This window comes from Streptomyces sp. BL1, from assembly GCF_057628045.1.
The window spans coordinates 3,850,984-3,877,008 of sequence record NZ_JBXYWZ010000002.1; the positions used below are offsets into that span (position 1 = coordinate 3,850,984).

The following is a 26,025-nucleotide window of genomic DNA, read 5'->3' on the forward strand; positions in this document are numbered from 1 at the left end:
CCAGAGGTGACGCCGGCCGGAAGTACGGTCAGGCGAGGGCGAGCCAGGCGGCCGCGGCGATGACCACGACGGCCACCACGACGCCCACGATCAGTCCGACGCGCGGGCCGGAGCGGCCCTGCACGGCAGGCTGCTGCTGAGGTGCCTCGTCGACGAAGGCACGGAACATCTGGGTGTTGCCCGCCGGGTCCTGACCGGACTCCGGGCCTTGCGGGGCGTGGGGATTGTGAGCCATGCGACAGGACCCTAGCGAACCCCGTACGCCGCCCGCCCGGCCCGGGCCCTGAACGACGGGGCTGGACCGGGCATTTCACCTCGGGGTTGGTCCGGAGCACACCGAGCTTTTGTGGAGTGTTTGCCCGGAGCACCCCGCAATCAATTTGCGTGCAGCAACTAACCGGTCCTATGGTTGCCCTAAGCAACGAAACGTTGGGGGTGGCAGATGGCCGCGCGCAGCCAGTACGAAGAGCTGGCCCGACACCTGAGTGCGATCGGCTCCGTGAAACGCGAGCTGGCCCGGGGCCTCCCTCTCGACTGTCCGCCCGCCTCCGCCGGTGTGCTGTCCCTGCTGAAGAAGTACGGGGAGCTGCGCACCAGCAAGCTGGCGGAGCTGTTGGCCATCGACATGTCGGTCACCAGCCGCCACGTGGCGCACGTCGCGGACCGCGGATGGATCGAGCGGCATCCGGACCCCCTCGACGGCAGATCCCGGTTGCTGCGGCTCAGTGACCTGGGTCAGCAGCAGCTGGACGTGCTCTCCGAGCACACAACCGAAGCACTTGAGCGACACCTGGGCGACTGGTCCGACGAGGACGTCGAGCAGCTGACAGCACTGCTGCAGCGGCTCCGTTCGAGTTTCTCCTGCGACCGGGACGCCGACCCCACCACCACACGTCGCTGAGACGAGAGCAGGAAGAAGAAGGAACCGCATGGCAACGACCACACCCACCGGTGTGCAGGAAGCCGGTGCCAGAAGCGGGGCGAAGCACGCGTCGCACGCGCACTCCGCCTCCGCCGATGCCCCGCCCATGACACACCGTCAGATCATGGAGGCGCTGTCCGGGCTGCTGCTCGGCATGTTCGTCGCCATTCTCTCGTCGACGATCGTCTCCAACGCGCTGCCCAGGATCGTCTCCGACCTCGGCGGCGGGCAGAGCTCGTACACCTGGGTCGTCACCGCCTCGCTGCTGTCGATGACGGCTTCGACCCCGCTGTGGGGCAAGCTCGCCGACCTGGTCAGCAAGAAGGTGCTGGTCCAGACGGCCATCGTGATCTTCGTGCTGGCCTCGGCCAGCGCCGGTCTCGCGCAGAACAGCGGCATGCTGATCGCGTCCCGTGCCGTACAGGGCATAGGCATGGGCGGGATATCCGCCCTTGCCCAGATCGTGATCGGCGCCATGGTCTCCCCGCGGGAGCGCGGCCGGTACTCCGGCTACATCGGCGCCTCCTTCGCCGTCGCCACCGTCGGCGGCCCGCTGCTCGGCGGCGTCATCACCGACACCGACTGGCTCGGCTGGCGCTGGTGCTTCTACGTCGGCATCCCCTTCGCCGTCATCGCCCTGCTGCTGCTCCAGAAGACGCTGCGGCTCCCCGTGGTCAAGCGGGACGCGAAGGTCGACTGGTTCGGCGCGTTCTTCGTCGCCGCCGCGGCCTCGCTGCTGCTGATCTGGGTGACCTTCGCCGGTGACAAGTACGACTGGCTGTCCTGGCAGACGTACACGATGGTGGCCGGCGCGATCGTGCTGGCGCTCATCTTCGTACTGATCGAGTCCAAGGTCAGCGAACCCCTCATCCCGCTGCGGCTGTTCCGCATCCGCACCATCTCGCTGGCCGCCCTCGGCTCGCTGTTCGTCGGTATCGCGATGTTCGGCGCGACCGTCTACCTCAGCCAGTACTTCCAGCTCGCCCGCGGCAAGTCGCCGACGATGGCAGGCGTCATGACCATCCCGATGATCGCGGGGCTGTTCCTGGCCACCACCATCTCGGGCCAGATCATCTCCCGTACGGGCCGCTGGAAGGCGTTCCTGGTCACCGGCGGTGTGCTGATGACCGCGGGCCTCGGCCTGCTCGGCACCCTGCGGTACGACACCGAGTACTGGCACATGGCCATCTACATGGCGCTGCTCGGCCTCGGCGTCGGCATGATGATGCAGAACCTCGTGCTCGCCACGCAGAACCAGGTGTCCTCCTCGGACCTCGGCGCGGCCAGCTCCACCATCAACTTCTTCAGGTCCCTCGGCGGCGCCGTCGGCGTCTCCGTCCTCGGAGCGGTGCTCTCCCACCGCATCTCCGACTACATGAAGGACGGGCTCGCCGACCGCGGCATCCACGGCGCGGGCGCCGCGACCGGCGGTGGCGGCAGCGCCATCCCCGACCTGAACTCACTCCCCGCCCCCATCCGCACGGTGGTGGAGAGCGCCTACGGGCACGGCATCGGAGACATCTACCTCTACGCCGCACCCGTCGCGCTCATCGCCCTCATCTGCGTGCTGTTCATCAAGGAGGTCCCGTTGAAGACCCAGTCCGGAATGGAGCGGCCGGAGCCCTCCGAGGGTTCCGGCCCGGCCACCGGCGCCAGTGCCGCGCAGTCCGCCGCGCACTCCGCCGGTACGCCGAACGGACAGGTCACCCAGCCCCTGGCAGCCGCCGCACCGGCAGCCGGCTACTCCGCGGGCGGCGCGTACGGCGTCCGCGGCACGGTCCGCAACGGTGACGGCTCCGGCGTGCCCCGGGCCGCGGTGACCCTCATCAGCCAGAGCGGGCGCCAGCTCGGCCGCTCCGTCGCCCAGGCCGACGGCGGCTACGCGCTGGACGCCCCGTCCCCCGGCAGCTACGTGCTGATCGCGGCGGCCGACGGCTTCCAGCCGCAGGCCAACACCGTGGTCATCCGCGAGGACGTGGTCAGCCACGACATCCTGCTGTCCGGTACGAGCGGCCTCGCGGGCGTCGTCCGCGGCTCCGTCGACGGACAGCCCGTACCGGAGGCGATGGTCATCGTCACCGACGTACGCGGCGAGGTGCTCGCCACCGGGAAGACCGGCGAGCGCGGCGAGTTCGGCTTCGACGACCTCGTCACCGGCACCTTCACCATCGCCGTCAACGCGCCGGGCTACCGCCCCACCGCCCGCCCCGTCGAGGTGGACGGCCAGGGCGTGACCCGGATCGAGATCGACCTGGCCGCCGGCGCCCGCGTCGAGGGAAGCGTCCTCGCCGGGGCGGGCCGCGCGCCGCTGCCCGACGCGCGGGTCACCCTCGTCGACGCGGCGGGCAACGTGGTCGCCACGTCCACCACCGGTGAGGACGGCGCGTACGCCTTCACCGACCTGGACTCCGGCGACTACTCGGTCATCGCCAGCGGCTACCCGCCGGTGGCGAATGCCCTGAACGTCCGGGGCTCCGGAGTGGACGGCTACGACATCGAGCTGCACCACCCGGACGAGTAACCGCCCACCCCCACACAGGGCAGACCAGACCTCCGGTCCGGGAAGACGCGTGAACACTGGGATCTCCAGGGGATCACCCCGGACCCCGGTCGAGCGGCACGCGCCGAGCGGACCCGGACCGGAGAGGCCCCGGTATCCCGCGCTCTGGGAGTGCGGGCAGGGGACGGCCCGCTGACGCGGGTGCCGGGGCCACGCAGCAGCGAGAAGGAGCGAAAGACAGATGGCAGGCGCAGGCAGCACAGGAGCGGGCGCGGGAGTCCGTGCACGCATCCAGACCCGCGACGGCTGGGCGGTGCACAACGCCGTACTCACCGTCACCGACATGACGGGCAGCCAGGTGGTGCGCGCCGAGGCCGACTCCGAGGGCGTGATCCGCAGCGAGGAGCCGCTGGCCCAGGGCGCGTACACCGTGATCGCGACGGCGCTCGGTTACGCACCGGCCGCGTCGACCGCGCTGGTGACCGCCTCCGGGCGGGCCGACGTGGGCACGCTCACGCTGGCCCGGCAGGGCGGCGAGCAGCTGCCGCCGCCCGGACCGTGGGTCATCGACCCGATGCACTCCACCGTCGCGGCCACGGCACAGCACCTCGGGATCACCAGCGTGCACGGCCGGTTCACGGACTTCAGCGGGCGCGTGGAGATCGCCGAGGACCCGGAGAAGTCCCGGGTCGAGGCGTCCATCAAGGCGACCAGCATCGACACCGGCAACCAGATGCGCGACGGGCACCTGCGTGCAGGGGACTTCCTCGACGTGGAGCAGTTCCCGGAGATCGCGTACTACAGCACCGGCGTGGAGCCCGCGGGCCCCGACCGCTGGCTGGTGCACGGCCAGTTGACGATGCGCGGCATGGCCCGCGACGTGGACCTGGACCTCACCTACCTGGGTACGGGCCCCGACCCGTGGGGCGGCGTGCGCGCCGCGTTCCGCGCGACGGCCGAACTCCGGCGCGACGACTTCCAGATGAACTACAACCAGGTCGTCGCGGCCGGCATCGCGGCGATCGGCACCACGCTCAAGGTCGAGCTGGACATCCAGGCGGTACAGGGCGAGGCACTGCCCTTCTGACCCGCGCACAAGCGGCCCGCTCCTCCGGGAGCGGGCCGCTTGTCATTGGGGGCGCGGGGAACTGCGCATCTGTTGGGAGCGCGGGGAACGGCGCAGGATCAGGGGCGCGGGGAACTGCGCAAAGCCGCGCCGCTAGCCGCGCATCGCCTCGATACCCGCGACGAGCACATCGAGCGCGACCGTGAAGTCCCGCTCGCGCCTCTCCTCCACCGTGCCGCCCCCGCCCTGCTCCATGAGACGCAGCGACTCCTCGTACTCCGGCCGCGCCCGCACCTTCGTGTGGACGGTGGAGAAATACTCGTCGGGGCTCAGACCCGCGGCGCTGCAGCGGGAGTCCCAGCTCGCCTCGATGGTGGCGAACCCGTAGACGAACTGGAAGACAGCGGACAGCGCGCCCGAACGCCGCTGCGGCGGCAGGCCGCTGCGCTCCACGATCCGGCGCGCCGCGTCGGAGAACGCCATCGCCTCCGGGCCGACGTTGAGATAGCTGCCCATCATCCCGGCCACCCACGGGTGCCGGTGGAACAGCCGGCGGTACTCGTACGCCAGCGTGCGCAGCTGGTCCTGCCAGTGCGCGCCGTCCCGGCCCTCGCCGTCCGGGAGTTGGAGCTCCCCCTCGACGGAGTCCATGGCGAGTTCCAGCAGGTCGTCCTTGCTGTCGACGTACCAGTAGACCGACATGGCGGTCACGCCCAGCTCCGTGGCGAGCCGCCGCATGGAGAACCGGGCGAGGCCGTCGGCGTCCAGCAGCCGCACCGCGGTGCCGATGATCTTTCCGCGGTCCAGCCCTTCCGGCTGGTCCTCGCCCTTCTCTCTGCTCCCCTTGCGGCGGGGCGCAGGGCGCTCCTCCAGCCACACGCTGGTCCTGGGCGGGCGGCCGGTCCTGGCGTCGGAGGGTGCCATGGCGCGCTCCTCGTGTCGGAATGTCGGAGGTTTCACAGAGAGCGGGCGGAGTGGCGGAGCACGAACGGACCGGGCCCTTCCGGCCGTTGTGTCCCGATGCTATGCCGCCACGGCCGGAGCGTCTGCCCGCTCGGCACGGCTCAGCAGCACGGAAGCGAGTACGCCACCCGCCAGCACGGCCACCGCGCCCGCCAGTTGGGACGTCTCGATACCGTTCGCGAAGGCATCGGCCACCGCCGCACGCTCCCCTCCGTCCCGCGCCGCCGCCGTCGCCGCGGGCAGCGAGCCCGCGCCCGCGAGACCGGCCGGAAGCAGCGCGACGAAGCGGGAGTTGAGCACCGCGCCGAGCACGGCGACGCCCAGCCCGTTGCCGAACTCGGCCAGTGTGCCGTTGACTCCGGCGCCCACCCCCGCCTTGGCCGGCGGGATCGCGGACATCACCGCGTTCGCCATGGCGGGGTTGGCCAGTGCGAGACCGGCGCCCATGACGAGCAGCCCGGCCAGCATGCCCCCGTATCCGGCGCGGCCCATCAGCGCCACACAGACCAGCCCGACGGCCAGCATGCTCATCCCGACCACGATGGTGCGGGGCGTGCCCAGTACGGCCAGGACCCGGGCGCCGACACCCGTGAAGTTCAGCGCCACGACGGTCAGCGCGAGCGGTGCCGTGTGCAGTCCGGCACTCAGCGGGCTGTAGCCGAGCACGAACTGCAGCTGCTGCGTGAGGAGATACAGCGAACCCGCCATCCCGAACGCGACCAGAATGCCGCCCGCGAGGGCGCCGATGAACCGGCGCTCCCGGAAGAAGTACATGTCCAGCATGGGGTGTTCGACCCTGCGCTCCCACACCACGAACGCCGCGAGTACGGCCGCGCCGGCCGTCACGGACAGCACCACGTGCGGCGACGTCCAGCCGTGCTCGGGCCCGCTGGTGATCGCGTACACGACCCCGACCATGCCCACCGTGGACAGCAGCGCCCCGAGCAGATCCGGGCGGTCGCCGCGCGGGCTCTTCGACTCGGGGACGAGGCGTGCCACGGCCAGCAGCCCGAACAGCGCGACGGGGATGTTGATCAGGAAGATCGAGCCCCACCAGAAGTGGTTCAGCATCAGCCCGCCGATCAGGGGGCCCGAAGCGAAGCCGAGCGAACTCACCGCGCCCCAGATGCCGATGGCCTTCGGCCGCTCCCGGTCGTCGAATATCTGCATCACCACGGCCAGCGTCGTCGTCATCAGCATCGCGCCGCCGATCCCCATTCCGGCGCGGGCAGCGATCAGTTGGGCGGCGGTCTGGGCGTACGCGGCGAACAGCGAACCCGCGCCGAACAGCGCCAGGCCCGTCAGCAGCAGCCGCTTGCGGCCGTAGCGGTCCGCGGCGTTGCCCGCGGTGAGCAGCAGTCCCGACTGGACGAGCGCGTAGGCGTTGATCATCCACTGGGTGTCGGCGGTGGTCGCGTCCAGCTCCTGGGTGAGGGAGGGGAGCGCGACGTTGAGGATGGTGTTGTCCAGCAGGACGGTGAGCTGCGCACAGCAGATGACGGCGAGAATCGCCCAACGTCGCTGATGCCCTGCGGCCTGGGCCGGGACGTGAGCGGGGACGGCCGCCACGGCAACTCCTTTACGCTGTATGACGGGTGGAGCTATACAGCGTACGGGAGGGTGGGCGGTGGGGGTGGGGCCGGGTTTGCCGGTGTGCGGGGGTGGGGGTGGTGGCTCCGGGGGACCCCGGGACGCATGATTTACGGGCCGCGCCCCCCTCATGTTCGGGCCGGCCCCACATTGGCTGTGCACGGCCCGAAAATCACGCTCTATTGTCCCGGGGCGCCCCCTGCGCCCCCACCCCCACCCGCGACCACGCAAACGGTGAGGTGGGAGGGGGGGGGAGTTGGGGCCGCTTTGCGCTGTGGGGCCCGCCCCAGCCTCGGTGTGGGCAACGGCCCACCTAGGTGTGGGCAGCTGGTCCGCCCAAGGGGCGGAACGGGTGGGCACACCGGACCGCACCCGCGAGGTCTGTCCCCCACGCACCCAACGCACGCGCCCCCTGAGGGGTTGCCCCGCACAGGGCACCGCCCCGGTAAAAGGTATGCCCCTCACAGGGAGCCGCCCCGCTGAGGGGTAAAGGGTGCCCCTCACAGGGCAGGCCCCTCAAGAGGAGTGCGCCCCTCACAGGGAGCCGCCCCGCGAGGGGTGCCGTCACGGTGAACTCCTGGGCCGCGTCAGGTCGTAGAAGCTCACACCCCCCACCGTGACCTTCACATACCCCTTCGAGACCCACGAACTGATCGCCGCAGCCGACCCGTTGCCCCCGCCAGGACCCCCCATCGACCCCGAAACGAAGTAGTGGATCTGACCCTGACTCACCAACTTCTTGAAGCCGGCAAGCGTCGGATACGGATCGCTGCCGTTGAAGCCGCCGATGGCCATCACCGGATCGCCCGTCGACAGCTGGTAGCTGGCAGCGTTCTGCGATCCGATCGCGGCCGCCGCCCACGTGTACTTGTCGGCGTCTTTCGCGATGAGGTTCTTCGCCTTCGAGTTGACCTGTGCGCCGTTGAGCAACCCGCCCATTCCGCCGGGCCCTCCGCCCCGCATGCCCTCGCGGCCGTCACCCCGCATGCCGGGCATCCCCGGCATCGCGCCACGCCGACCTCCGGGCGGCGCCTGCGAGTTCGGCGACGAGTTGGGCTTTGCGTTGGGGGACGAGTTGGGGCGCGAGTTGGCGCTTCCGTCGGGCTGCGTGCCCTGTTTGCCGTTGGCCTGAGCCCCGGGCCGACCGTTCGCGCCGGGCGCTCCGCCGGGATTCGCCGGGGACTTCCCCTGCGCGTTCCCCTTGCCGCCGGGCGCGTTCGGCGGGCCGCCGCCGGGGCCTCCGGGACCCCCGCCGCCGGGGCCCCCGCCAGGGCCGCCGCCCGTGGAGGGGCCGGCCAGGACGATGGAGCCGGAGTGCGGGGTGGTGACGGTGCTCAGCGTGTACGCGGCGGGGCCCGCGACGGACGCCACCAGGCCCACCCCCGCCAGTACAGCACCGACCCGGCGCGGCAGCACGGCGTGCGCCGCCATTCCGAGGGCCGCCAGGACCCCCACGACGAGCACCGTCCAGCGCAGCCACGGGAGCCACCCCGAGGCCCGGCCGAGCAGGACGAACGCCCACACCGACGTACCGGCGACCACAACTGCCGCCGTCAGCACGGCAGAACGCCGTTCGCGCCGCCGCCACAGCAGCACCGTGCCGATGGCCACGACGGCGGCCACGTACGGGGCGAGCGCGATGTTGTAGTACTCGTGGAAGATCCCGGACATGAGGCTGAAGATCAGGCCGGTGAACAGCAGCGATCCGCCCCACAGCAGCAGGGAAGCCCGTACGCCGTCCGTCCGCGGGGCCTTCCGCGTCAGCACAAGTCCGGCGATGAGCAGCAGCAGCGCCGCGGGCAGCAGCCAGGCGATCTGGCCGCCCATCGAGTCGTTGAACAGCCTGCCGAGGCCGGTCTGCCCCCACATTCCACCGCCGGGGCCACCGCCGCCCGGGCCGCCGCCACCGCCGGGTCCACCGGGCCCGCCTCCGCCGACACTGCCGGTCTCGTCGCCGGTGAGGCGGCCGAACCCGTTGTAGCCGAAGGTCAGTTCAAGGAAGCTGTTGGTCTGCGAGCCGCCGATGTACGGGCGGGAGCCGGCGGGCCAGAGTTCGGCCAGGGCCACCCACCAGCCGGCGCAGACCACCATCGCCAGCCCACCCAGCAGGAGTTGGCCGAGCCGGCGGCGCAGCCGGGTGGGCCCGCACACGAGGTAGACCACCGCCAGTACCGGCAGGATCAGCCAGGCCTGGAGGGTCTTCACCAGGAAGGCGAAGCCGAAGCAAGCGCCCGCCAGGAGCAGCCACTTGGCGCGGGCGTCCTCCACCGCGCGCATCACGCAGTAGACGGCCGTCACCATGAGCAGCGCGAGCAGCGCGTCCGGGTTGTTGAAGCGGAACATCAGCGCGGCGACCGGCGTCAACGCCAGCAGCGCACCGGCCAGCAACCCCGCCGCCGGGCCGACCCGGCGGCGTACGGCGGCGTACAGCACGCCCACCGTCCCGACGCCCATCAGCGCCTGCGGCACCAGCATCTGCCAGTGGCCGAGGCCGAAGAGCCGTACGGACAGGGCCATCGGCCACATCGTGGCCGGCGGCTTGTCGACGGTGATGGCGTTCCCGGAGTCCAGCGAGCCGAACAGGAACGCCTTCCAGCTGACGCTGCCGGCCTGGGCGGCCGCCGAATAGAAGGAGTTGGCGTAGCCGGAGGCTCCGAGGTCCCACAGGAACAGCACCGCCGTGACGGCGAGCAGCCCCCAGTACGCGGGACGTTCCCAGCGGGGCCGGTCCGGGTGCCGGGCGTCGAGCCGGGCACGGGCCCGCGCGAGCGGTCCGCCGTCCTGCCCGGGTGCCGCCGCGGGCGGGTGAGTGACGGTGGTCATGCGGAAGTCCGCTCCTTGTTCTTGTTGTTGTTCTTGTTCGTGTTCGCGTCTGTGTCCGGGGCTGTTCCTGTGCGGGTGGCGTTGCAGGCGCCGCCGTGGTCGCTGTGGGTCTTGCCGCCGCGCTCCGTGGAGCCGTGGTCGGGGCTGTGACTCTTGCCGCCGTAGGCGGGGAAGAGCCAGAGGCGGAAGAGGATGAAGCGCACGACGGTCGCGGCGAGGTTCGCGATGATCAGCACCGCCAGCTCCGTACCGTGCGAGGCCTGCGGTACCGCCCAGTCGAGGGCGGCGAGAGAGCCGCTGCTGAGGATCAGGCCGATGGCGAACACCAGGAGCCCCTGGGCCTGGTGGCGTACCGCCCGTTCCCGGCCGCGGACCCGGAAGGTCAGGCGCCGGTTCGCCGCCGTGTTCCCGACCGCCGAGACCAGCAGGGCCAGCGCGTTCGCCCACTGCGCCCCCATCCCCTGCCGGAAGAGCGAGAACAGCGCCAGGAACACCAGCGTGCTCAACCCGCCCACCACACAGAAGCCCAGGACTTGGCGGGCCAACCCCCGTGGTACGCCTGCCAGTTCGCGATCGCGCGGGTCATCCCCGAACGGGCGGCGCAGGCGGTCCAACGGCAGCACCCCCCGTCCCAGGGCGCGGCCCACCCGCCACACCCCCTTCAGGTCATCCGTGGCCGTCTGCACGATGTCGACCCGACTGTCGGGATCATCCACCCAGTCCACCGGCACCTCATGGATCCGCAGCCCGGCCCGCTCCGCCAGCACCAGCAACTCCGTATCGAAGAACCACGTGTTGTCCTCCACCAGCGGCAACAGCCGTTCGGCGACTTCGCCGCGGATCGCCTTGAACCCGCACTGCGCATCCGAGAAACCCGCCGCCAGCGAGCGGCGCAGAATCACGTTGTACGTGCGGGAGATGAACTCCCGCTTCCGCCCGCGCACCACCCGGGCGCTGCGCGCCAGCCGGGAGCCGATCGCGAGGTCCGAGTGCCCCGAGATCAGCGGCGCCACCAGCGGCAACAGCGCGTTCAGATCCGTGGAGAGATCCACATCCATATACGCCCGCACCGGCGCATCGGACGCTCCCCATACGTGTTTCAGGGCCCGGCCGCGGCCCTTCTCCTCCAGCCGCACCACCGCCACCCCCTCCAGCTCCCCCGCCAGCCGGCCCGCCACATACGGGGTCCCGTCCACGCTCGCGTTGTCCGCCACCGTGATCCGGAACCCGTAGGGGAAATGCGCCGAGAGAAACGCGTGCAACCGCCGCACACACGCCTCCAGCCCCGCCTCCTCGTTGTACACAGGCACCACCACATCCAGCACGGTGCGCGTACCGCGCCCGGAGCGGGAAGCGGGCAAGTGGCGGCGGGCGGGGAGGGTGCCCGCCGCGGTCTCCGCCGCGGCCGGCGGGCGGGCCTGCGGGGCGGTTCGGGTATCGGTCTGCATGGGCCGCACGCTGCCGAAGTGGCCTGTCAGACCGTTGTGCTGAAGCTGTGCCGGGGCTGTGAGGTGCCGCTCAGGTCCCGTCCGTGGCCGGCAGCCGCACCCGGAACACCGTGTGTCCCGGCGCGCTGTCGACGTCCACCTCTCCGCCGTGCGCCGCCGTCACGGCCTGCACGATGGCGAGCCCGAGGCCCGTACTGCCGTGGGCGCGGGAGCGCGACGCGTCGCCGCGCGCGAACCGTTCGAAGATGCGCGGCAGCGTCTCCGGAGGGATGCCCGGCCCGTCGTCCTCGACCTCGACGACCGCCCGGCCGTCCTCGTCCTGCCGTACGCGGGCCGTGACGACGGTGCCTTCCGGCGTGTGCGTACGGGCGTTGGCCAGCAGATTCACCAACACCTGTTGCAGACGGGCGGAATCGCCCTGCACGAGAACGGGCTCCTCGGGCAGGCCGAGCCGCCAGCTGTGCGCGGGGCCCGCGGCGCGGGCGTCGCTGACGGCGTCCACGACGAGCGGTACGAGGTCCGTCTCCGTACGTTCCAGCGGTCGGCCCGCGTCCAGCCGCGCCAGCAGCAGGAGATCCTCCACCAGGCCCGACATCCGGGTGGACTCCGCCTCGATGCGGGACAGCGCGTGCCGGGTGTCGGGGCCGGTCTCCTCCCGCCCGCGGTGGGTGAGTTCGGCGTAGCCGCGGATGGAGGCCAGCGGGGTGCGCAGTTCGTGGCTGGCGTCCGCGACGAACTGCCGTACGCGCGTCTCGCTCTCGTGCCGTGCCGTCAGCGCCGAACCGACGTGCCCCAGCATCCTGTTGAGCGCCGCACCGACCTGCCCCACCTCCGTACGGGGGTCGGTGTCCCGCTCCGGTACGCGCTCGCTGAGCCGCACCTCGCCCTCGTGCAGGGGGAGTTCGGACACGCGCGTGGCGGTCTGCGCCATGCGCCGCAGCGGACGCATGGCGAACCGTACGGACACGGTGCCGGCGATTCCCGCCGCGACCAGCCCGGACGCGGTGACGCACACCTCGACCAGGATCAGCGTGTTGAGGGTGTCCGTGACCTCGGCGGTCGGTACGCCGACGAGCAGGATGCCGTCGTCGAGGGGTACGGCCTGCATCCGGTAGCCGCCGAGGCCGGGCACGTCGACGGTGTGCTTCGCGTTGTCCCTGGGGACCGTGCTCAGGGCATCGATCTGCTCCGCGGTGAGCGCCTCCGTCGTCACGGAGGGGCGGCCGGTGCCGGACGACTCCTGGACGCTCGTCTCCGCCTCGGTGATGTTGCCGCTCTCCGGGTCCACGACGGCGCCGATCGTCCCGATGGGCTGCCCGCCCAGGTTGAGGAACGCCAAGTCGTCCACGCGGGGCGGCTTCCTGTGCCCCGGCGGCCCCGCCGCGCGCATGGAGACGTCCGTGAGCTGCTTGTCCAGCTGGTGGTAGAGGCGCGAGTGCAGGGCGATCGTCGTCACGGTGCCGATGACGGTGGCGACCACCGCGATCAGCGCGACACAGGCGAGGACGAGCCGCGTCCGCAGCGAACGGGGCGCGCGGGTGCGGGAACGGCCCGTACGGGTGCGCCCCGTACGGGAGTTGCCCTGACGGGGATCGCCCTTAAGGGAGTCGCCCGTACGGGAGCTGCCCTTACGGGGCGGGGGCGGGGCTGCGGTGGCCATCGGCTCCGGCTCCTCCGCTACTCGGCCGGCTTGATCAGATAACCGGCGCCGCGCCGCGTATGGATCATCGGGTCCCGGCCCGCGTCGATCTTCCGGCGCAGATAGGAGATGTAGAGCTCGACCACGTTGGCCTGGCCGCCGAAGTCGTAGCTCCACACCCGGTCCAGGATCTGTGCCTTGCTGAGCACCCGGCGCGGATTGCGCATCAGGAACCGCAGCAGCTCGAACTCGGTCGCGGTGAGCCGGATTTCGGCCCCGTCCCTGCGTACCTCGTGGCTGTCCTCGTCCAGTACGAGATCGCCGACCGTCAGCATCGAATCGTTCCGCGCCGCCGCCGCGCCCGCCCTGCGCAGCAGCCCGCGCAGCCGGGCCACGACCTCCTCCAGGCTGAACGGTTTCGTCACGTAGTCGTCGCCGCCGGCCGTCAGCCCCGCGATCCGGTCCTCGACGGCGTCCTTCGCCGTGAGGAAGAGGACGGGCACGTCGGGCGTCTCGCGGCGCAGCCTGCTCAGCACGGTCAGCCCGTCCATGTCGGGCAGCATCACGTCCAGTACGACGGTGTCGGGCCGCCATTCGCGCGCCGTCCGCACCGCGCCCGCGCCGTCGCCCGCCGTCCGTACGTCCCAGCCCTCGTAGCGCAGGGCCATCGACAGCAGATCGGTGATCGACGGCTCGTCGTCGACGACGAGCACACGGACCGGACTGCCGTCGGGCCGCCGCAGGTCACTGCGGGCAGGGGCGGGAGAGGACGCGGGCGACTCATTCATGTCCACAAGGCTGTGCGCCCGCTATGAGAGCCGCCTGTGCCAAGCCTGTGAATCACCTGAGAACCACCCGAAAGACGGGAGTCGTGCCGCCCCAGGAATACCGGTACCGGCTGGCGGAGCTGTGACCGACATGACTTCCACCGCACAGGACCTCGGCACTGTCGGCATCTGGACGGCGGCACTGCGCTCCGGCTCGTCCCCCGTAGCGGACGGCGAGATCGCCGAAGCCGCCGCCGAACTGGACGAACTCGGCTTCGGCACGGTGTGGCTGGGCGGAAACCCCAGCGTCGCCCAGGCCGAGACCCTTCTGAAGGCCACCCGGCGGATCCAGGTCGCCACCGGCATCCTCAGCATCTGGGAACACTCCGCGGAGGACGTCGCCGCGCAGACGGCGGCGGCCAACGAGGCGTACGACGGCCGCTTCCTGCTCGGCATCGGCGTCAGCCACGGGCCGCTGGCGCCGGCGTACGCCAAGCCGTACTCGGCGATGAAGGAGTATCTGACCGGCCTCGACTCCGCGCCGACGCCGCTGCCCGCCGAGCGGCGGGTGCTGGCGGCGCTCGGCCCGAAGATGCTGGAGCTCTCCCGGGACCGCGCGGCCGGAGCGCACCCCTACCTGGTGACGGAGGAGCACGTCGCCACCGCCCGCGAGACGCTGGGCGCCGACGCGGTGCTGGCCCCCGAGCTGAAGGTCGTCCTCGACACGGACCTCGCGCGGGCCCGCGAGACCGCCCGCGGCTACCTCGCGCGCTATCTGGCCCTCCCCAACTACACCAACAACCTCCTCCGGCTCGGCTTCGCCGAGGAGGACTTCCCCGACGGCGGCAGCGACCGGCTGCTCGACGCGGTCTTCGCCCTCGGCGACGCGGCCCGTGTACGGGCCCGCGTCGACGCGTTCCACGCGGCCGGCGCCGACCACGTAGCCCTCCAGCCCGTCACGACCGACCCCTTGGCCGACCTCCCCCGCGAGGAGTGGCGCACCCTCGCCGAAGCGCTCCCCCTGGGGGCGTCCCGGTAACGGGATCCCTGCCGGGGTCTGGGGCGGATCCCCCGGTCTTTCGCGCGCCAGCGCGGTGGGGTGCAGGGGCGGAGCCCCGCGGTGTCTCCCGCGCCTGCGGAACGAGGCGCAGACCCCGTTTTCGGGCACAGCGCGTGGGGTGCAGGGGCGGAGCCCCGCGTTCTTTCGCGCGGAGCGCGGTGGGGGCCGGGGCGTAGCCCCGGTTCCCCCTCTTTCCTGCCCGTAGGGCAGGGCTGGGGTCTGGGGCGGGAGCCCCGGAAGAAACGGGTAGGGGCGGGTCTGGGGCCAACCCCTCACGGCGGCGCGTGCGTTGGGTGCGTGGGGGACGTGACCTCGCGGGTGCGGTCCGGTGTGCCCACCCGTTCCGCCCCCTTGGGCGGACCAGCTGCCCACACCGGGCAGGTGTGCCCGCCCCGCGCGGCGGAGCCGCACATCCAACGCAGCCGCCCCCTGGGCGGACCAGCTGCCCACACCGGGGCGGGACGCCGGGCCCCACACCTACGCGCGAGCGGTGGCGCGTCTTGCGCTGAGGGTTACTCCGGTGAGGATGAGGAGCATGCTCACCACCTGCGGGGCGTTCACCGCGGAGCCGAGCGCGGCGAAGGCCAACAGGGCGACGAACGCCGGCTGCAGGTAGTAGACGACGCCCGCCCGCGCCGCCCCCACCGTGGCCAGCGCCTTGTTCCACGCGAAGTACGCGACGGCGGACGACGCGACGCCCACGTACAGCAGCGCGCCCACCGTGCCCGCGTCCACCGGGAACGTGCCGCGTACCGCGACGTCCACCGCGTACGCCGGCGTCAGGAAGAGCGTGCCCAGCACGAACGTGGACAGCAGCAGGCTGAGCCCGGAGATGCCGCGCGGCTTGCGCCGCAGCATCAGGCTGTACGCGGCGAAGGTGAGCATCGCCGCGGCCATCCAGCCGTCGCCCGCGCTGAACCGCAGGCCGAGCAGCGCGGCCGGCGAGCCCTTCGTGAGGAGGACGACGATGCCGGCGAACGCCAGCACCGCGCCCGCCCAGCGGGCAGCGCCCATCCGTTCGCGCCAGCACACCCGCGCGCCGACGACGATCACCAGCGGGGCCGCCGCCGCGATCAGGGCGAGGTTCGTGGCCGGACTGGTGCGCCCGGCCACGTAGATGAGGGTGTTGAACAGCGTCACGCCGAGCAGCGCGGCGACCGACAGGAAGCCGAGGTGCCGGCGGACGACGGGCCAGTCGCGGCGCAGGTGCCGGATGCCGAACGGCAGCACCGCGAGCAGCGCGATCACCCAGCGCCAGAAGGCCAGTTGGACGGGCGGAATCGTGCCGGCCATCCCGTCGGCGATCACGAAGTTGCCGGACCAGATGGCCGTGGCGGCCGTGGCCAGCGCCATCCCGCGTACGACGACCGACCGGCCCGGCGCGGAACCGGACGCCACCGGCTCACCACCCCCGGACGCAACGGACACACCGGACGGAGCGGCAGAGGCAGGAGAGGAAGAGGCGGCGGAAGGGGGAGAGGCAAGGGACGCTGTACGGCTCATGAAGCCAACTCTCGGCCCTCACAACGCTTCACGTCCATCTAAACTTTCCGGACGCACCGTTCAGGAGAACTGAACGGAAGACCGCTCCTCCGCCACCTCCCGCAGACAGCGCACCACTTCCCGCAGCCTCGGCGCCCGCTCGGACCCGCGGCGTACCGCGCCGACGACGTGCCGCCGCGGCCGGTCGGCGGCGAGGACCCGTACGGCCACACCGTCCCGCCGGGCGTCGACCAGCCGGGAGACGAGGGCGACGCCGAGCCCCGCCTGGACGATGGACAGGATCGCGCCCCAGTCGGACGCGGTGTGCGCGGCCCGCGGTACGAATCCGGCGTCGGCGCACACCGCGAGGGTGATCTCCCGCCAGGGCCCGGACGCGCCGAACACCCAGGGCTCGTCCGCGAGATCGGCCAGCCGCAGTCCCGCCTCGCCCGCCAGCCGGTGCCCGGCCGGCAGGATCGCGTCGAGCGGGTCGGCGAGCAGCGAGAAGTGGGTGAACTTCCGGTCCGCGGCGGCCGGCGCCTGCGCGGCGAGCGACAGGGCCACATCGATCACGCCGCGTTCCAGCAGGTCGTAGAGTTCCGCCGCCTCGGCCTCGTGCACCTCCACCTGGAGGCCGGGGTGCGCGGTACGCAGCCGTTCGGCCGCGGGCGTCACGAGCGTGCCGACGCCCGTCGCGAACGAGCCGATGCGCACCAGCCCCGCGTCGCCCTTCACATGGGCCTCGATGTCCGCTTCGGCCTGCTCCAGCTGCGCGAACACGGCTTCCCCGTGCCGCAGCAGTACGTGCGCGACCTCCGTCAGCCGGACGCGCCGCCCCTCGGGCTCGATCACGGGGACACCGACCTGTTTGGCCAGGCCGGTCAGCGCCTGTGACACGGCCGACGGCGTGAGGGACAGCGCCTGCGCGGCGCCCGTGACGGTGCCCTGCCGCTGGAGCTCCCGCAGCACTCTGAACTTCCGGAGATCCCAGTCAATCATTCAGCAGTGTTTACCATAGGGCGCCCGCACAGCAGCCCGTACTGCACAGAACCGCACCCCGACGGACGAGCCCCCGTCAACTCGCGAGCCGCCTCAGCCCACGAGCCGCGTCAGCTCACGAGCCCGTATCAGCTCGCGAACACCGTGCTGGCGAGCACCACATGGACCGCCGTGCCGGCGAGGATGCTGAGCACCGCGCTGCGTTTCCACAGGTGAAGTCCCACGGTGACGGCGAGCGCCAGCCCCAGCGGCGCCCCGTACGGGGCGCGGGTCACTTCCGCGTCGTGCAGCGAGTACACGACGAGGACGACCATCACGCCCATCGGCATGTGCACGCTCAGGTAGTGCACGACGGGCGCTTCCCGCAAGGGCGCCAGCGCCGCGAACGGCAGGGCCCGCAACGCCCAGGTGACGCCCGCGGCCACGGCGACGGCCGCCAGCAGATATCCGGTGCTAGGCATCGGCGGGACCTCCCTCGCGGAGCCGCATGAGGGCGTACCGCACCAGCAGCGCGCCGGTGAACAGCGCCATCGCGACCACGAGCATCTGCCCGGGGAAGAGCACCAGCGCCACGAGCGAGCTCAGCAGCGCGAGCACCGGCGTCGGCACATCGCGGCCCGCCCGGTACGCGTCGATGGCGAGCACCACGAACAGGGCGGTCAGCGCGAAGTCCAGGCCGACCACCCCGTCGGGGATCAGCTTGCCGAGCAGCGCCCCGGCGACGGCGCCCAGCACCCAGTAGGCGTGGCAGAACAGCTGGAGCCACAGCATGCGGCGGCCGCTCATCCGCTCCGGCGGCTCGGCCGCGGTCAGCGCGTACGCCTCGTCCGTCATCGCGAACGTGGCATACGCCTTGCCGGCCTTGCCCGGTACCCGGTGCAGCGGGAAGGACAGGGCGTAGAAGACGTGCCGGAAGTTGACGAGGAACGCGGTCAGCGCGATCTGGGTGAGCGGCACCGCCGCCACGACCAGGCCGACGAGCAGGAACTCCAGCGAGCCCGCGTAGACGAAGGCCGTGCAGGCCGCCGCCCACCACCAGTCGAGCCCGGAGTGCGACACGAGCACCCCGAAGGCGATCCCCAGCGGGAACAGCCCCAGCCCCACGGAACTCGTGTCCCGGAACGCCGCGACAGCATCGCTTTTCCCCCGCCGCCCCGGAGGCCCCCCTCCGGCCTCCGCGGCAGCCTCAGCGGCATGCACAGTCATCGTCATACTGGGCAATTTTATGGAGAATCCCGCGTAACAGGATTACCGATAGCTACCCAAGATCCGGGGTCATCAGCAATGATTGCGGCATGGATGCCCTCGATCGTGAAATCTTGTTCCAACTGCAGCAGGACGGCCGTCTCTCGAACGTCGAGCTGGCCAAGCGCGTCGGCCTCACGCCACCGCCCTGTCTGCGCCGGGTGAAGCGCCTGGAGGACGCGGGCATCATCACCGGCTACCGCGCGCGGGTGGACCCGGCGGCGGCCGGCCGGGCGGTCGAGGTGATGGTCGCCGTGGAGATCGGCGTCAACAACCTCCGTACGGTCGAGGAGTTCGAGGAGACCGTCCAGTCGTACGACGAAGTCGTGGAGTTCCTCCGGATGTTCGGCCGCCCCGACTACTTCATCCGCGTCGCCGTTCCCGACCACGAGGCCTACGAGCGCTTCCTGATCACGAAGGTGATGGGCCACCCCGCGGTCTCCCGCGTCGACTCCCACCTGACGATGAAGCACCTCAAGGAGGACTGAGCGACGCGGACCGGCAAACTCTCGGGAGCCGCGCGGACCGGCGGCCCCTCGGGAGCCGGGCGGCCCGGGCCGCACACGCAGAAGGCCCCGTCCGATTTCTCGGACGGGGCCTTCTCTGTGCTGTGCGCTCGGCAGGATTCGAACCTGCAACCTTCTGATCCGTAGTCAGATGCTCTATCCGTTAAGCTACGAGCGCTTGGCTTCCGGGGTTTTTTCCGCCCCGTCGGCGTTGCGGGAACAACATTACATGACCTCGCCCCGGAGGCGAAATCCGTTCGGCGCACCCGGCTTGACCTGCGAAAACGCCGGAGAAACGCAAGAACCCCGGCCCTGGGGGCCGGGGTTCCGGTGATCGCGTGGATCAAGAGCGGAGGCGGAGGGATTTGAACCCTCGATGGGGGGTTGCCCCAAACCGCATTAGCAGTGCGGCGCCATAGACCAGACTAGGCGACGCCTCCAGACACAGACCGCGCCCGAGAACGGGCCGGTGCGTCGATGATGATGGCACAGCCGCGGGGGCCGTCTCCAATCGGCCCCTACAGTACTCGGTCCCCGTACCGCCGGGCAAAGCGTTCACCCCGTTTGACCAGTGGCCCGTCATCCGCGCCTGCCACGGCCCGGCGCGCGGCGCGGCCCACGCCGCCACGCCACGACCCGGCCCACTGCCCGCGCGCGACCGGCTCTCCGCCGACGGCGCCGGCCGCGTTTGCACCCGCGCCGGGGACGGCGACCCGGACCCGGTTCGGAGGCACTCGGGAGCCACCCGGAACAGATGTCCGAACCGGGGTACGCGAAAAGCGACAAAGCGATCGAAGGGGCCCCTCGTACGAGTTGGGGTGAGTTGGGCTCCGATAGACCGATGGGCGCCGGTGCGGGCCCGGAAAAGTGCCGCGGGCCAACGCGCGTGGCACGCCCGCAGGTTGGTCTCCGGGGAGAGTGTTCACACCTTCCTCCCGCACATCCGTCGCCGCGCGGACAACCACTGCCCGTAGACTCCCCCTAGTGACACGCCCGGGATCAGCGGCAGACTGGCAGCCGTGACCGGTCCGCCGGGCCGGGCGCGAGTCACCGGCACCGTGGGGTTATCAGGGAGGAAACGTCGTCGTGAGCAGCAGGCCATCCCGAGGCGCTGCTCGCCTCGCCGCCATACTCGACGCGCTGCCCGATGCGTTGCTCTTGGTGAATTGCAACGGCACGGTGGTGAACGCGAACACCATCGCGTTGGAGGCTTTCGAGACTCCGGGCACCGCGCTCGTCGGACGCGGGCTGCTGGATCTGCTGCCCGAGTTCGACTCGAAGCGGATACCGGGCTCGATGCGCAGGCCGGACGAGGACGAGCAGACCCAGGCGCGCCAGAAGCCGACCAGGATGGTCGCGCGGCGCACCGACGGAACGGACTTCCCCGTCGAGGTCACCAGCGCGAACCTGGAGGACGGGCGCACCCCGTACGCCTCCGCCTTCGAGGCGGCGTTCTCCGATCACGGGCCCGGACACGGCACCGGCAACACCTACACGGGTGATGAGCTGCTGATGCTGGTCGTCCGCGACCTGACCGGCACGCTCGACACCGAGGCCGAACTCGCCCGCCAGCAGCGCCAGACGGAGATGATCCTGCGCGCCGCTTCCGAGGGCGTCGTCGGTGTGGACACCGAGGGCCGGATCGTCCTGGTCAACCCGGCGGCCGCGCAGATACTGGGCTACCGCGCCGGCGACCTGGGCGGCCAGGAGCTGGCCCCGCTGGTGCACCACTCGCGTCCGGACGGCGCGGCGCTGCCGTACGAGGAGACGCCGCTCGCCGACACGCTCAGGTCCGGGCGGAAGCACCGGGTCAAGGTCGGCCAGGTGCTGTGGGCGAAGAACGGCCGCGCGGTGCCCGTCGACATGACGACCGCTCCGGTGCGGGACGGCGAACAGCTGGTGGGCGCCGTCATGACGTTCGCCGACCGCCGTCCGTACGAGGCGCTTTCGGCACGGCACGAGCAGCTGCTCGCCGTGCTGGACAACGCGCTGCGCGGTCCGCTGGACCAGCTGCGTACGGAGCTCGCGGGGCTGGCGGCCGACCCGGCGGGCCAGCTGTGGCCCGAGGCGAACCAGATCCTGCACCATCTCGCCGCCGGCTACGCGCGCATGACGACGCTCGTCGACAACGTGCTCGGCTATCAGCGGCTGGACGCGGGCCGGGACAAGCTGCGCCGCGAGAGGGTGGCGCTGGACGCGGTCGTGGCCAACGGCGTCGAGGGCGCGGTCGAGCTGATCGGCCCCGGGCGGGCGCAGTTCGCCGTGCACGCGCCGCCGATAGAGGCGGAGGTCGACCCGGAGCGGCTGGCGACGGCGCTGGCGCATCTCATCGCCGACGTGGCCGGTGTCGACGCGACGGGCAACTCGCCGGTCGCGGCGCCCGCGGGTGTCGACCCGACGATCGTGGTTGCGGCCGCGAACCGCGGCGATGTCGTACGCATCGAGGTGCGCGGTCCGTACGGGGGCGGCAATCCGGTGCACGAGCCGATCGTGCGGGGCATCATCCGGCAGCACGGCGGCGTGCTGCAGACCCATGACGTACCGGGCGCGGCGGGCGGCAGCGCGTACGTGCTGGAGGTGCCGGTCTCCTCGGACTCCGGTGGCAAGAGCGCGGGTTCGGCCGCGGGACAGAGCGCGGGCGGTACGGACGGAGCGGCCGACGGTACGGCGCAGCCCGCCGGTGCCGTGCCGGCCGACGGTGTCCCGGCGGTGGACGGTGTCCCTGGGGTGGACGGTGTCCCGGGAGTGGACGGTGCCCCGGCAGCCGACGGGCCGCAGAGCGCGCAGGACGACGGCGGTACGGGCGAGGCCGGCGGTGACGTGCCGCGGCAGCGGGACGGCGAGACGACCGTGATGCCCGTTCCCGGCAGGCCCGTTCGGGGCATGGAGGGCCAGACCGGCGCGGGGATGGGCAGCGAGACGTCCGGTGTCGACGGCGCCTGGAGCGCGGGCCCGGACGGCACGGAGCTGCCCGGCGGTCCGGAGGGCGCGGGCCCCGTGGACGGTACGGACGGCGCGGGGTTCGAGGGCGGGTCAGCCCGGCCGACCGGCCGCAGGCGTGGCCGTCCCAGCCCCGCTGACGAACAGCACGACCAGGCCCCGCCGGCCGGCGACACGGGGGCGCGCGGCAGCGCCCTCGCGCTGCCCGCCGCCGAGGGCGCCGTGGAACAGGCCAACGCGCCGGATCCGGAGCAGGGTTCGGGCCGCAGGGCACGCCGGGCGCTCGCGGCGCCGGGCGAGGAGCGGCAGCAGGGGCCGGGGCAGGAAGTCCCCGGCGACGACCAGAGCGGCACCACCGCGGGAGGCCGCAGGGCACGCAGGCTGGCCCGGGAACGCAGCCAGGCCGACGTACCGGAGCAGTCCCAGCAGGGCGTGCAGGGGCCGGAGTTCGCGGTGCCGGGCCACATGCAGCCCGTACCGGCGCAGCCGCAGCCGGCCCCGGAACAGGCACAAGCACAGGCACAAGCACAGGCGCAGGCCGCGGCCCAGGAGCAGCCGCAGCACGGGCCGTTCGCGCTGCCGCCGGGCGGCGGGGCCGCGCAGCAGATGCAGCCGCAGGCGCAGGCGGTGCCGCAGCCGATGCCGTACGAGGCACGGCAGGCCATGCCCGCGCCGGAGGACGCCCCCGGTGCGGGCCGCGAGCTCGAACCGGCGACCGCCGCGGCACCCGCCGTCGGCGCTCAGGGACAACAGGGCCAGCAGGGACAGCAGAGCCAGCCGGGTCAACATCCCCAGCCCGCACAGCAGTCGGCCCAGCCGCAGCCGCAGCCCTCCCCGCAGCCGGAGGCGTGGCCGGAGCCGCAGCAGGGCCCCCAGCAGGAACCGCAGGCGGGCGGTGAGCAGCAGCCCGAGGAGCAGGAGGAAGCGCCGTCGCGCCCGGCCGAGCCGTCGAGGGTCGCGGGCAGCCCGATTCTGGGCGGCGGCGGGGCCCCCGAGGGGCCCAGGCAGCAGCGGAACCTGCCCGCGCCGGTCGAGGCGCCGAACCCCGGCTCCCGCGTCCGTACGCTCGGCCAGGGTGTGCCCTTCGCGCAGCGGATCGCCGAACAGCCGGGCCAGTCGGGCCAGTCGGCGCAGGCCGGTCAGCCGCAGCAGGGCGGCCAGGCGGCGAACGCGCTGCCCGCGCCGGCACCCGCGGCCGCCATACCGTCCACTCCGTCGACGCCCACGCCCCCGCCGGGTTCCGGGCGGCGCCGCAAGCTGGCGACGCCCCCGGAGGACGAGCAGGAGGCGGAGCAGCAGGACAGCGCACCCGGCACGGTGGCGCCGCGGCAGCCGCACGCCGGTGCGGGCCCGATGCCGCAGCCGCAGCAGAACGGCGGCCGGTCGGGTCAACAGGGCGCGCCCGCACGGGAGTTCGCGATAGGCGCGCCGGACGCGGGCGCGGCCGAGGGGCCGGAGCCGCTGGACGGCCCGGACAGTCCCGTCGAGGTGACGGACGGCCGGGGTCTGCACCTGCCGCAGCAGGACGCCGACGACGAGCTGCCGCCCGAGCCGCTGGACAACCCGCGCCGGCTGCTGGTGTGGCCCGAGCCGGACGGCTCCACACAGCAGGCGCTGTCCGACCGCGGCTACCGCCCCGTCATCGTGCACTCGCGCGAGGAGGTCGACGCGCAGATCGCGGCGTACCCGGCCGCGCTGTTCGTGGACCCGCTGACCGGCCCGATCACGCGGACGGCGCTGCAGTCGCTGCGTACGGCGGCGGTCGCCGCGGAGGTTCCGGTGCTGGTGACGGCCGGGCTCGGGCAGGCGACGCGGGAGGCGGCGTACGGCGCCGACCCCGCCGTGCTGCTGAAGGCCCTCGCGCCGCGCGACAGTGAACAGCACCCGCCCCGGGTGCTGTTGGTCGAGGAGCGCGAGCCGATCGCGACCGCGCTGACGGCCTCGCTGGAGCGGCGCGGCATGCACGTCGCGCACGCGCCGTCGGACTCGGACGCGGCGACGGTCGCGGAGCAGAGCCGGCCGAATCTGGTCGTGATGGATCTGATGCAGGTGCGGAAGCGCCGGGCCGGGATCATCGACTGGCTGCGCGTCAACGGGCTGCTGAACCGCACCCCGTTCGTGGTCTACACGTCCGCCGACCTGGACCCGGCCGAGCTTCCTCGGCTGGCCTCGGGGGAGACGGTTCTGTTCCTTGCGGAACGGTCCACGAGTGGGGATGTGCAGTCTCGGATCGTCGATCTGCTGACGAAGATCGGAACGTAGTCGCCTCGCGGCTTCGTGCCCGGAGCGTGAGTGGGGCGCTGCGGTTCCCGTGCGGGATGCGCAGTTCCCCGCGCCCCTTATCTGTGCGCAGTTCCCCGCGCCCCTTGTCGGGGCGCGGGGTTTCGCGGTGTTATGCGCCGCCGCCGGGCGCTGTCACGCTGCTGACCTCCAGGTCGCCCGAGGCGTACCGGCTGCGCAGGACCTTCTTGTCGAACTTGCCGACGCTCGTCTTCGGCACGGCCTCCACCAGCGCCCAGCGTTCGGGCAGTTGCCAGCGGGCGATCCGCTCGCCGAGGAAGGCGCGCAGGTCCTCGTACGTGATGTTGCCGGATCCTTCCTTCAACACCACGGTGGCGAGCGGCCGTTCGCCCCACTTCTCGTCCGGTACGGCGACCACGGCGGCCTCGGCCACCGCCTCGTGCTCCATGAGCGCGTTCTCCAGCTCCACCGAGGAGATCCACTCACCGCCGGACTTGATGACGTCCTTCGCCCGGTCGGTCAGCGTCAGATAGCCGTCCGGGCTGATGACGCCGACGTCGCCGGTGCGCAGCCAGCCGTCCGGGCTGAACTTGTCCTCGGGCCGCACCGGCGCCTCGCCCGCCCCGCCGTAGTAGGCGGCGGCGATCCACGGTCCGCGCACCTCCAGTTCGCCGGGCGACTCGCCGTCCCACGGCGCGAACCCGCCGCCGGGAGCGGCCAGCCGCGCCTCGACGGAGGCGGGGAAGCGGCCCTGGGTGACCCGGTACGGCCACTCCTCCTCCTGCGTCAGCCCGCCCGGCGGGTGCGCGAGGGTGCCGAGCGGCGAGGTCTCGGTCATGCCCCAGGCGTGGCACACCCGGACTCCGAACTGGTCCTCGAAGTCCCGCATCATCGCGGGCGGACACGCGGAACCGCCGATGGTGACCGTCTGCAGACTGGAGATGTCCCGCGGCTTGTCGTGGAGTTCGGTGAGCAGGCCCTGCCAGATGGTCGGCACGGCCGCGGCGTGGGTGGGCCGTTCCGCCTCGATCATCTCGGCGATCGGCGCCGGCTGCAGAAAGCGGTCCGGCATCAGCATGTTGATGCCGGTCATGAACGTGGCGTGCGGCAGGCCCCACGCGTTGACGTGGAACATCGGCACGATCGGCAGCGTGGTGTCCGCGTCCGTGAGACCCATCGACTCCGACATGTTGACCTGCATGGCGTGCAGATAGATCGAACGGTGCGAGAAGAGCACGCCCTTGGGGTCGCCGGTGGTGCCCGACGTGTAGCACATGGCGGCGGCGCTGCGCTCGTCCAGCTCGGGCCAGTCGTACGAGACGGGACGGTCGGCGATCAGCGACTCGTACTCGTGCACCGCGGGGCGGCAGCCCTCCAGCAGCGACGTGTCACCGGGGCCGACCACCACGATGTGCTCGACCGGATCCAGGCGCGGCAGCAGCGGGGCGAGCAGCGGCAGCAGCGAGCCGTTGACCAGGATCACGCGGTCCGCCGCGTGGTTGACGATCCACACCAACTGCTCGGCGGGCAGCCGCAGGTTGAGCGTGTGCAGGATGGCGCCCATGGCCGGTACGCCGAAATACGCCTCGACATGCTCGGCGTTGTTCCACATCAGCGTGCCGATGCGGTCGTCGGCGGAGACGCCGAGCCGGTCGCGCAGCGCGTGCGCGAGCTGCGCGGCGCGGGCGCCGACCTCGGCGAACGTCCTGCGGTGCGGTTCGCCCTCACCCGTCCATGTGGTGATCACCGACCGGCCGTGGACCGTGGAGCCGTGCACCAGGGCGCGCGAGACGGTGAGCGGAACGTCCTGCATCGTGCTGAGCACCGGGGGGCC

18 protein-coding genes and 2 tRNA genes are annotated in these 26,025 nt (G+C 72.1%); 6 read left to right on the plus strand and 14 right to left on the minus strand.

Annotation, left to right across the window (positions count from 1 at the left end):
* Positions 1–28: 28 nt before the first annotated feature.
* Positions 29–235 (minus strand): hypothetical protein, encoded by a 207-nt coding sequence (locus AC3AGO_RS17005; RefSeq protein ID WP_487821056.1) that lies wholly within the window; start codon positions 233–235, stop codon positions 29–31.
* A gap of 207 nt (positions 236–442) precedes the next feature.
* Here AC3AGO_RS17005 and AC3AGO_RS17010 point away from each other — a divergent pair, with 207 nt between their 5' ends.
* The 3 genes from AC3AGO_RS17010 to AC3AGO_RS17020 all read left to right on the plus strand — a co-directional run bounded on the left by AC3AGO_RS17010 (position 443) and on the right by AC3AGO_RS17020 (position 4,509).
* Positions 443–901 carry a MarR family winged helix-turn-helix transcriptional regulator gene (locus AC3AGO_RS17010; RefSeq protein ID WP_487821057.1) on the plus strand — a complete coding sequence of 153 codons (459 nt, stop codon included), beginning with the start codon at positions 443–445 and terminating at the stop codon, positions 899–901.
* 127 nt (positions 902–1,028) lie between these two features.
* A complete protein-coding gene (locus tag AC3AGO_RS17015) occupies positions 1,029–3,443 on the plus strand; it encodes an MFS transporter (RefSeq protein ID WP_487824688.1) in 2,415 nt (804 codons plus the stop codon).
* A 220-nt stretch (positions 3,444–3,663) separates the two neighbouring features.
* Entirely contained in the window at positions 3,664–4,509 is an 846-nt protein-coding gene (locus tag AC3AGO_RS17020) for a YceI family protein (RefSeq protein WP_487821058.1), read from the plus strand.
* Positions 4,510–4,641: 132 nt separating this feature from the next.
* Here AC3AGO_RS17020 and AC3AGO_RS17025 read toward each other — a convergent pair whose 3' ends face one another.
* From AC3AGO_RS17025 to AC3AGO_RS17050, 6 genes are all read right to left on the minus strand, one after another.
* Positions 4,642–5,412: a TetR/AcrR family transcriptional regulator gene (locus AC3AGO_RS17025; RefSeq protein WP_487821059.1), complete on the minus strand. Its 771-nt coding sequence runs from the start codon at positions 5,410–5,412 to the stop codon at positions 4,642–4,644.
* A gap of 99 nt (positions 5,413–5,511) precedes the next feature.
* A complete protein-coding gene (locus AC3AGO_RS17030; RefSeq protein WP_487821060.1) occupies positions 5,512–7,020 on the minus strand; it encodes an MFS transporter in 1,509 nt (502 codons plus the stop codon).
* A 585-nt stretch (positions 7,021–7,605) separates the two neighbouring features.
* The gene (locus AC3AGO_RS17035; RefSeq protein WP_487821061.1) at positions 7,606–9,864 is read right to left on the minus strand and encodes an ArnT family glycosyltransferase; all 2,259 of its coding nucleotides are present in this window, start codon (positions 9,862–9,864) and stop codon (positions 7,606–7,608) included.
* Positions 9,861–11,312 (minus strand): bifunctional glycosyltransferase family 2/GtrA family protein, encoded by a 1,452-nt coding sequence (locus AC3AGO_RS17040; RefSeq protein ID WP_487821062.1) that lies wholly within the window; start codon positions 11,310–11,312, stop codon positions 9,861–9,863. Before AC3AGO_RS17040 ends, AC3AGO_RS17035 begins: the two co-directional genes overlap by 4 nt.
* Positions 11,313–11,382: 70 nt before the next feature.
* Positions 11,383–12,972, minus strand: coding sequence for a sensor histidine kinase (locus AC3AGO_RS17045; RefSeq protein ID WP_487821063.1), 1,590 nt, complete (start codon positions 12,970–12,972; stop codon positions 11,383–11,385).
* Positions 12,973–12,989: 17 nt separating this feature from the next.
* Positions 12,990–13,739: a response regulator transcription factor gene (locus AC3AGO_RS17050; RefSeq protein WP_487821064.1), complete on the minus strand. Its 750-nt coding sequence runs from the start codon at positions 13,737–13,739 to the stop codon at positions 12,990–12,992.
* A 130-nt stretch (positions 13,740–13,869) separates the two neighbouring features.
* On the opposite strand from AC3AGO_RS17050, the gene AC3AGO_RS17055 reads away from it, so the two are divergent.
* A complete protein-coding gene (locus tag AC3AGO_RS17055) occupies positions 13,870–14,757 on the plus strand; it encodes an LLM class F420-dependent oxidoreductase (RefSeq protein WP_487821065.1) in 888 nt (295 codons plus the stop codon).
* A gap of 498 nt (positions 14,758–15,255) precedes the next feature.
* Here the strand turns inward: AC3AGO_RS17055 and AC3AGO_RS17060 are convergent, their stop codons facing one another.
* From AC3AGO_RS17060 to AC3AGO_RS17075, 4 genes are all read right to left on the minus strand, one after another.
* Positions 15,256–16,176 carry a DMT family transporter gene (locus AC3AGO_RS17060; RefSeq protein WP_487821066.1) on the minus strand — a complete coding sequence of 307 codons (921 nt, stop codon included), beginning with the start codon at positions 16,174–16,176 and terminating at the stop codon, positions 15,256–15,258.
* A gap of 165 nt (positions 16,177–16,341) precedes the next feature.
* Positions 16,342–17,259 (minus strand): LysR family transcriptional regulator, encoded by a 918-nt coding sequence (locus AC3AGO_RS17065; protein ID WP_487821067.1) that lies wholly within the window; start codon positions 17,257–17,259, stop codon positions 16,342–16,344.
* Positions 17,260–17,387: 128 nt separating this feature from the next.
* A complete protein-coding gene (locus AC3AGO_RS17070; RefSeq protein WP_487821068.1) occupies positions 17,388–17,720 on the minus strand; it encodes a branched-chain amino acid transporter permease in 333 nt (110 codons plus the stop codon).
* Positions 17,713–18,363: an AzlC family ABC transporter permease gene (locus tag AC3AGO_RS17075; RefSeq protein WP_487821069.1), complete on the minus strand. Its 651-nt coding sequence runs from the start codon at positions 18,361–18,363 to the stop codon at positions 17,713–17,715. Before AC3AGO_RS17075 ends, AC3AGO_RS17070 begins: the two co-directional genes overlap by 8 nt.
* A gap of 191 nt (positions 18,364–18,554) precedes the next feature.
* Here AC3AGO_RS17075 and AC3AGO_RS17080 point away from each other — a divergent pair, with 191 nt between their 5' ends.
* Positions 18,555–18,992, plus strand: a complete 438-nt coding sequence (locus tag AC3AGO_RS17080; protein ID WP_487821070.1) for an Lrp/AsnC family transcriptional regulator — start codon at positions 18,555–18,557, stop codon at positions 18,990–18,992.
* A 123-nt stretch (positions 18,993–19,115) separates the two neighbouring features.
* Here the strand turns inward: AC3AGO_RS17080 and AC3AGO_RS17085 are convergent.
* Positions 19,116–19,188: transfer RNA gene (locus AC3AGO_RS17085), tRNA-Arg, on the minus strand.
* A 172-nt stretch (positions 19,189–19,360) separates the two neighbouring features.
* Positions 19,361–19,450 (minus strand) — tRNA-Ser (locus tag AC3AGO_RS17090).
* A 646-nt stretch (positions 19,451–20,096) separates the two neighbouring features.
* On the opposite strand from AC3AGO_RS17090, the gene AC3AGO_RS17095 reads away from it, so the two are divergent.
* Positions 20,097–24,212 (plus strand): response regulator, encoded by a 4,116-nt coding sequence (locus tag AC3AGO_RS17095; RefSeq protein ID WP_487821071.1) that lies wholly within the window; start codon positions 20,097–20,099, stop codon positions 24,210–24,212.
* Positions 24,213–24,342: 130 nt separating this feature from the next.
* On the opposite strand, the gene AC3AGO_RS17100 is transcribed toward AC3AGO_RS17095, so the two are convergent.
* Positions 24,343–26,016: a long-chain fatty acid--CoA ligase gene (locus AC3AGO_RS17100; protein WP_487821072.1), complete on the minus strand. Its 1,674-nt coding sequence runs from the start codon at positions 26,014–26,016 to the stop codon at positions 24,343–24,345.
* Positions 26,017–26,025 lie beyond the last annotated feature (9 nt).

Bases quoted from the DNA above. Each gene is read 5' to 3' on its own strand.
- AC3AGO_RS17005 (WP_487821056.1), bottom strand. From the start codon at position 235: ATGGCTCACAATCCCCACGCCCCGCAAGGCCCGGAGTCCGGTCAGGAC.
- AC3AGO_RS17010 (WP_487821057.1), top strand. From the start codon at position 443: ATGGCCGCGCGCAGCCAGTACGAAGAGCTGGCCCGACACCTGAGTGCG.
- AC3AGO_RS17015 (WP_487824688.1), top strand. From the start codon at position 1,029: ATGACACACCGTCAGATCATGGAGGCGCTGTCCGGGCTGCTGCTCGGC.
- AC3AGO_RS17020 (WP_487821058.1), top strand. From the start codon at position 3,664: ATGGCAGGCGCAGGCAGCACAGGAGCGGGCGCGGGAGTCCGTGCACGC.
- AC3AGO_RS17025 (WP_487821059.1), bottom strand. From the start codon at position 5,412: ATGGCACCCTCCGACGCCAGGACCGGCCGCCCGCCCAGGACCAGCGTG.
- AC3AGO_RS17035 (WP_487821061.1), bottom strand. From the start codon at position 9,864: ATGACCACCGTCACTCACCCGCCCGCGGCGGCACCCGGGCAGGACGGC.
- AC3AGO_RS17040 (WP_487821062.1), bottom strand. From the start codon at position 11,312: ATGCAGACCGATACCCGAACCGCCCCGCAGGCCCGCCCGCCGGCCGCG.
- AC3AGO_RS17045 (WP_487821063.1), bottom strand. From the start codon at position 12,972: ATGGCCACCGCAGCCCCGCCCCCGCCCCGTAAGGGCAGCTCCCGTACG.
- AC3AGO_RS17050 (WP_487821064.1), bottom strand. From the start codon at position 13,739: ATGAATGAGTCGCCCGCGTCCTCTCCCGCCCCTGCCCGCAGTGACCTG.
- AC3AGO_RS17055 (WP_487821065.1), top strand. From the start codon at position 13,870: ATGACTTCCACCGCACAGGACCTCGGCACTGTCGGCATCTGGACGGCG.
- AC3AGO_RS17065 (WP_487821067.1), bottom strand. From the start codon at position 17,259: ATGATTGACTGGGATCTCCGGAAGTTCAGAGTGCTGCGGGAGCTCCAG.
- AC3AGO_RS17070 (WP_487821068.1), bottom strand. From the start codon at position 17,720: ATGCCTAGCACCGGATATCTGCTGGCGGCCGTCGCCGTGGCCGCGGGC.
- AC3AGO_RS17080 (WP_487821070.1), top strand. From the start codon at position 18,555: ATGGATGCCCTCGATCGTGAAATCTTGTTCCAACTGCAGCAGGACGGC.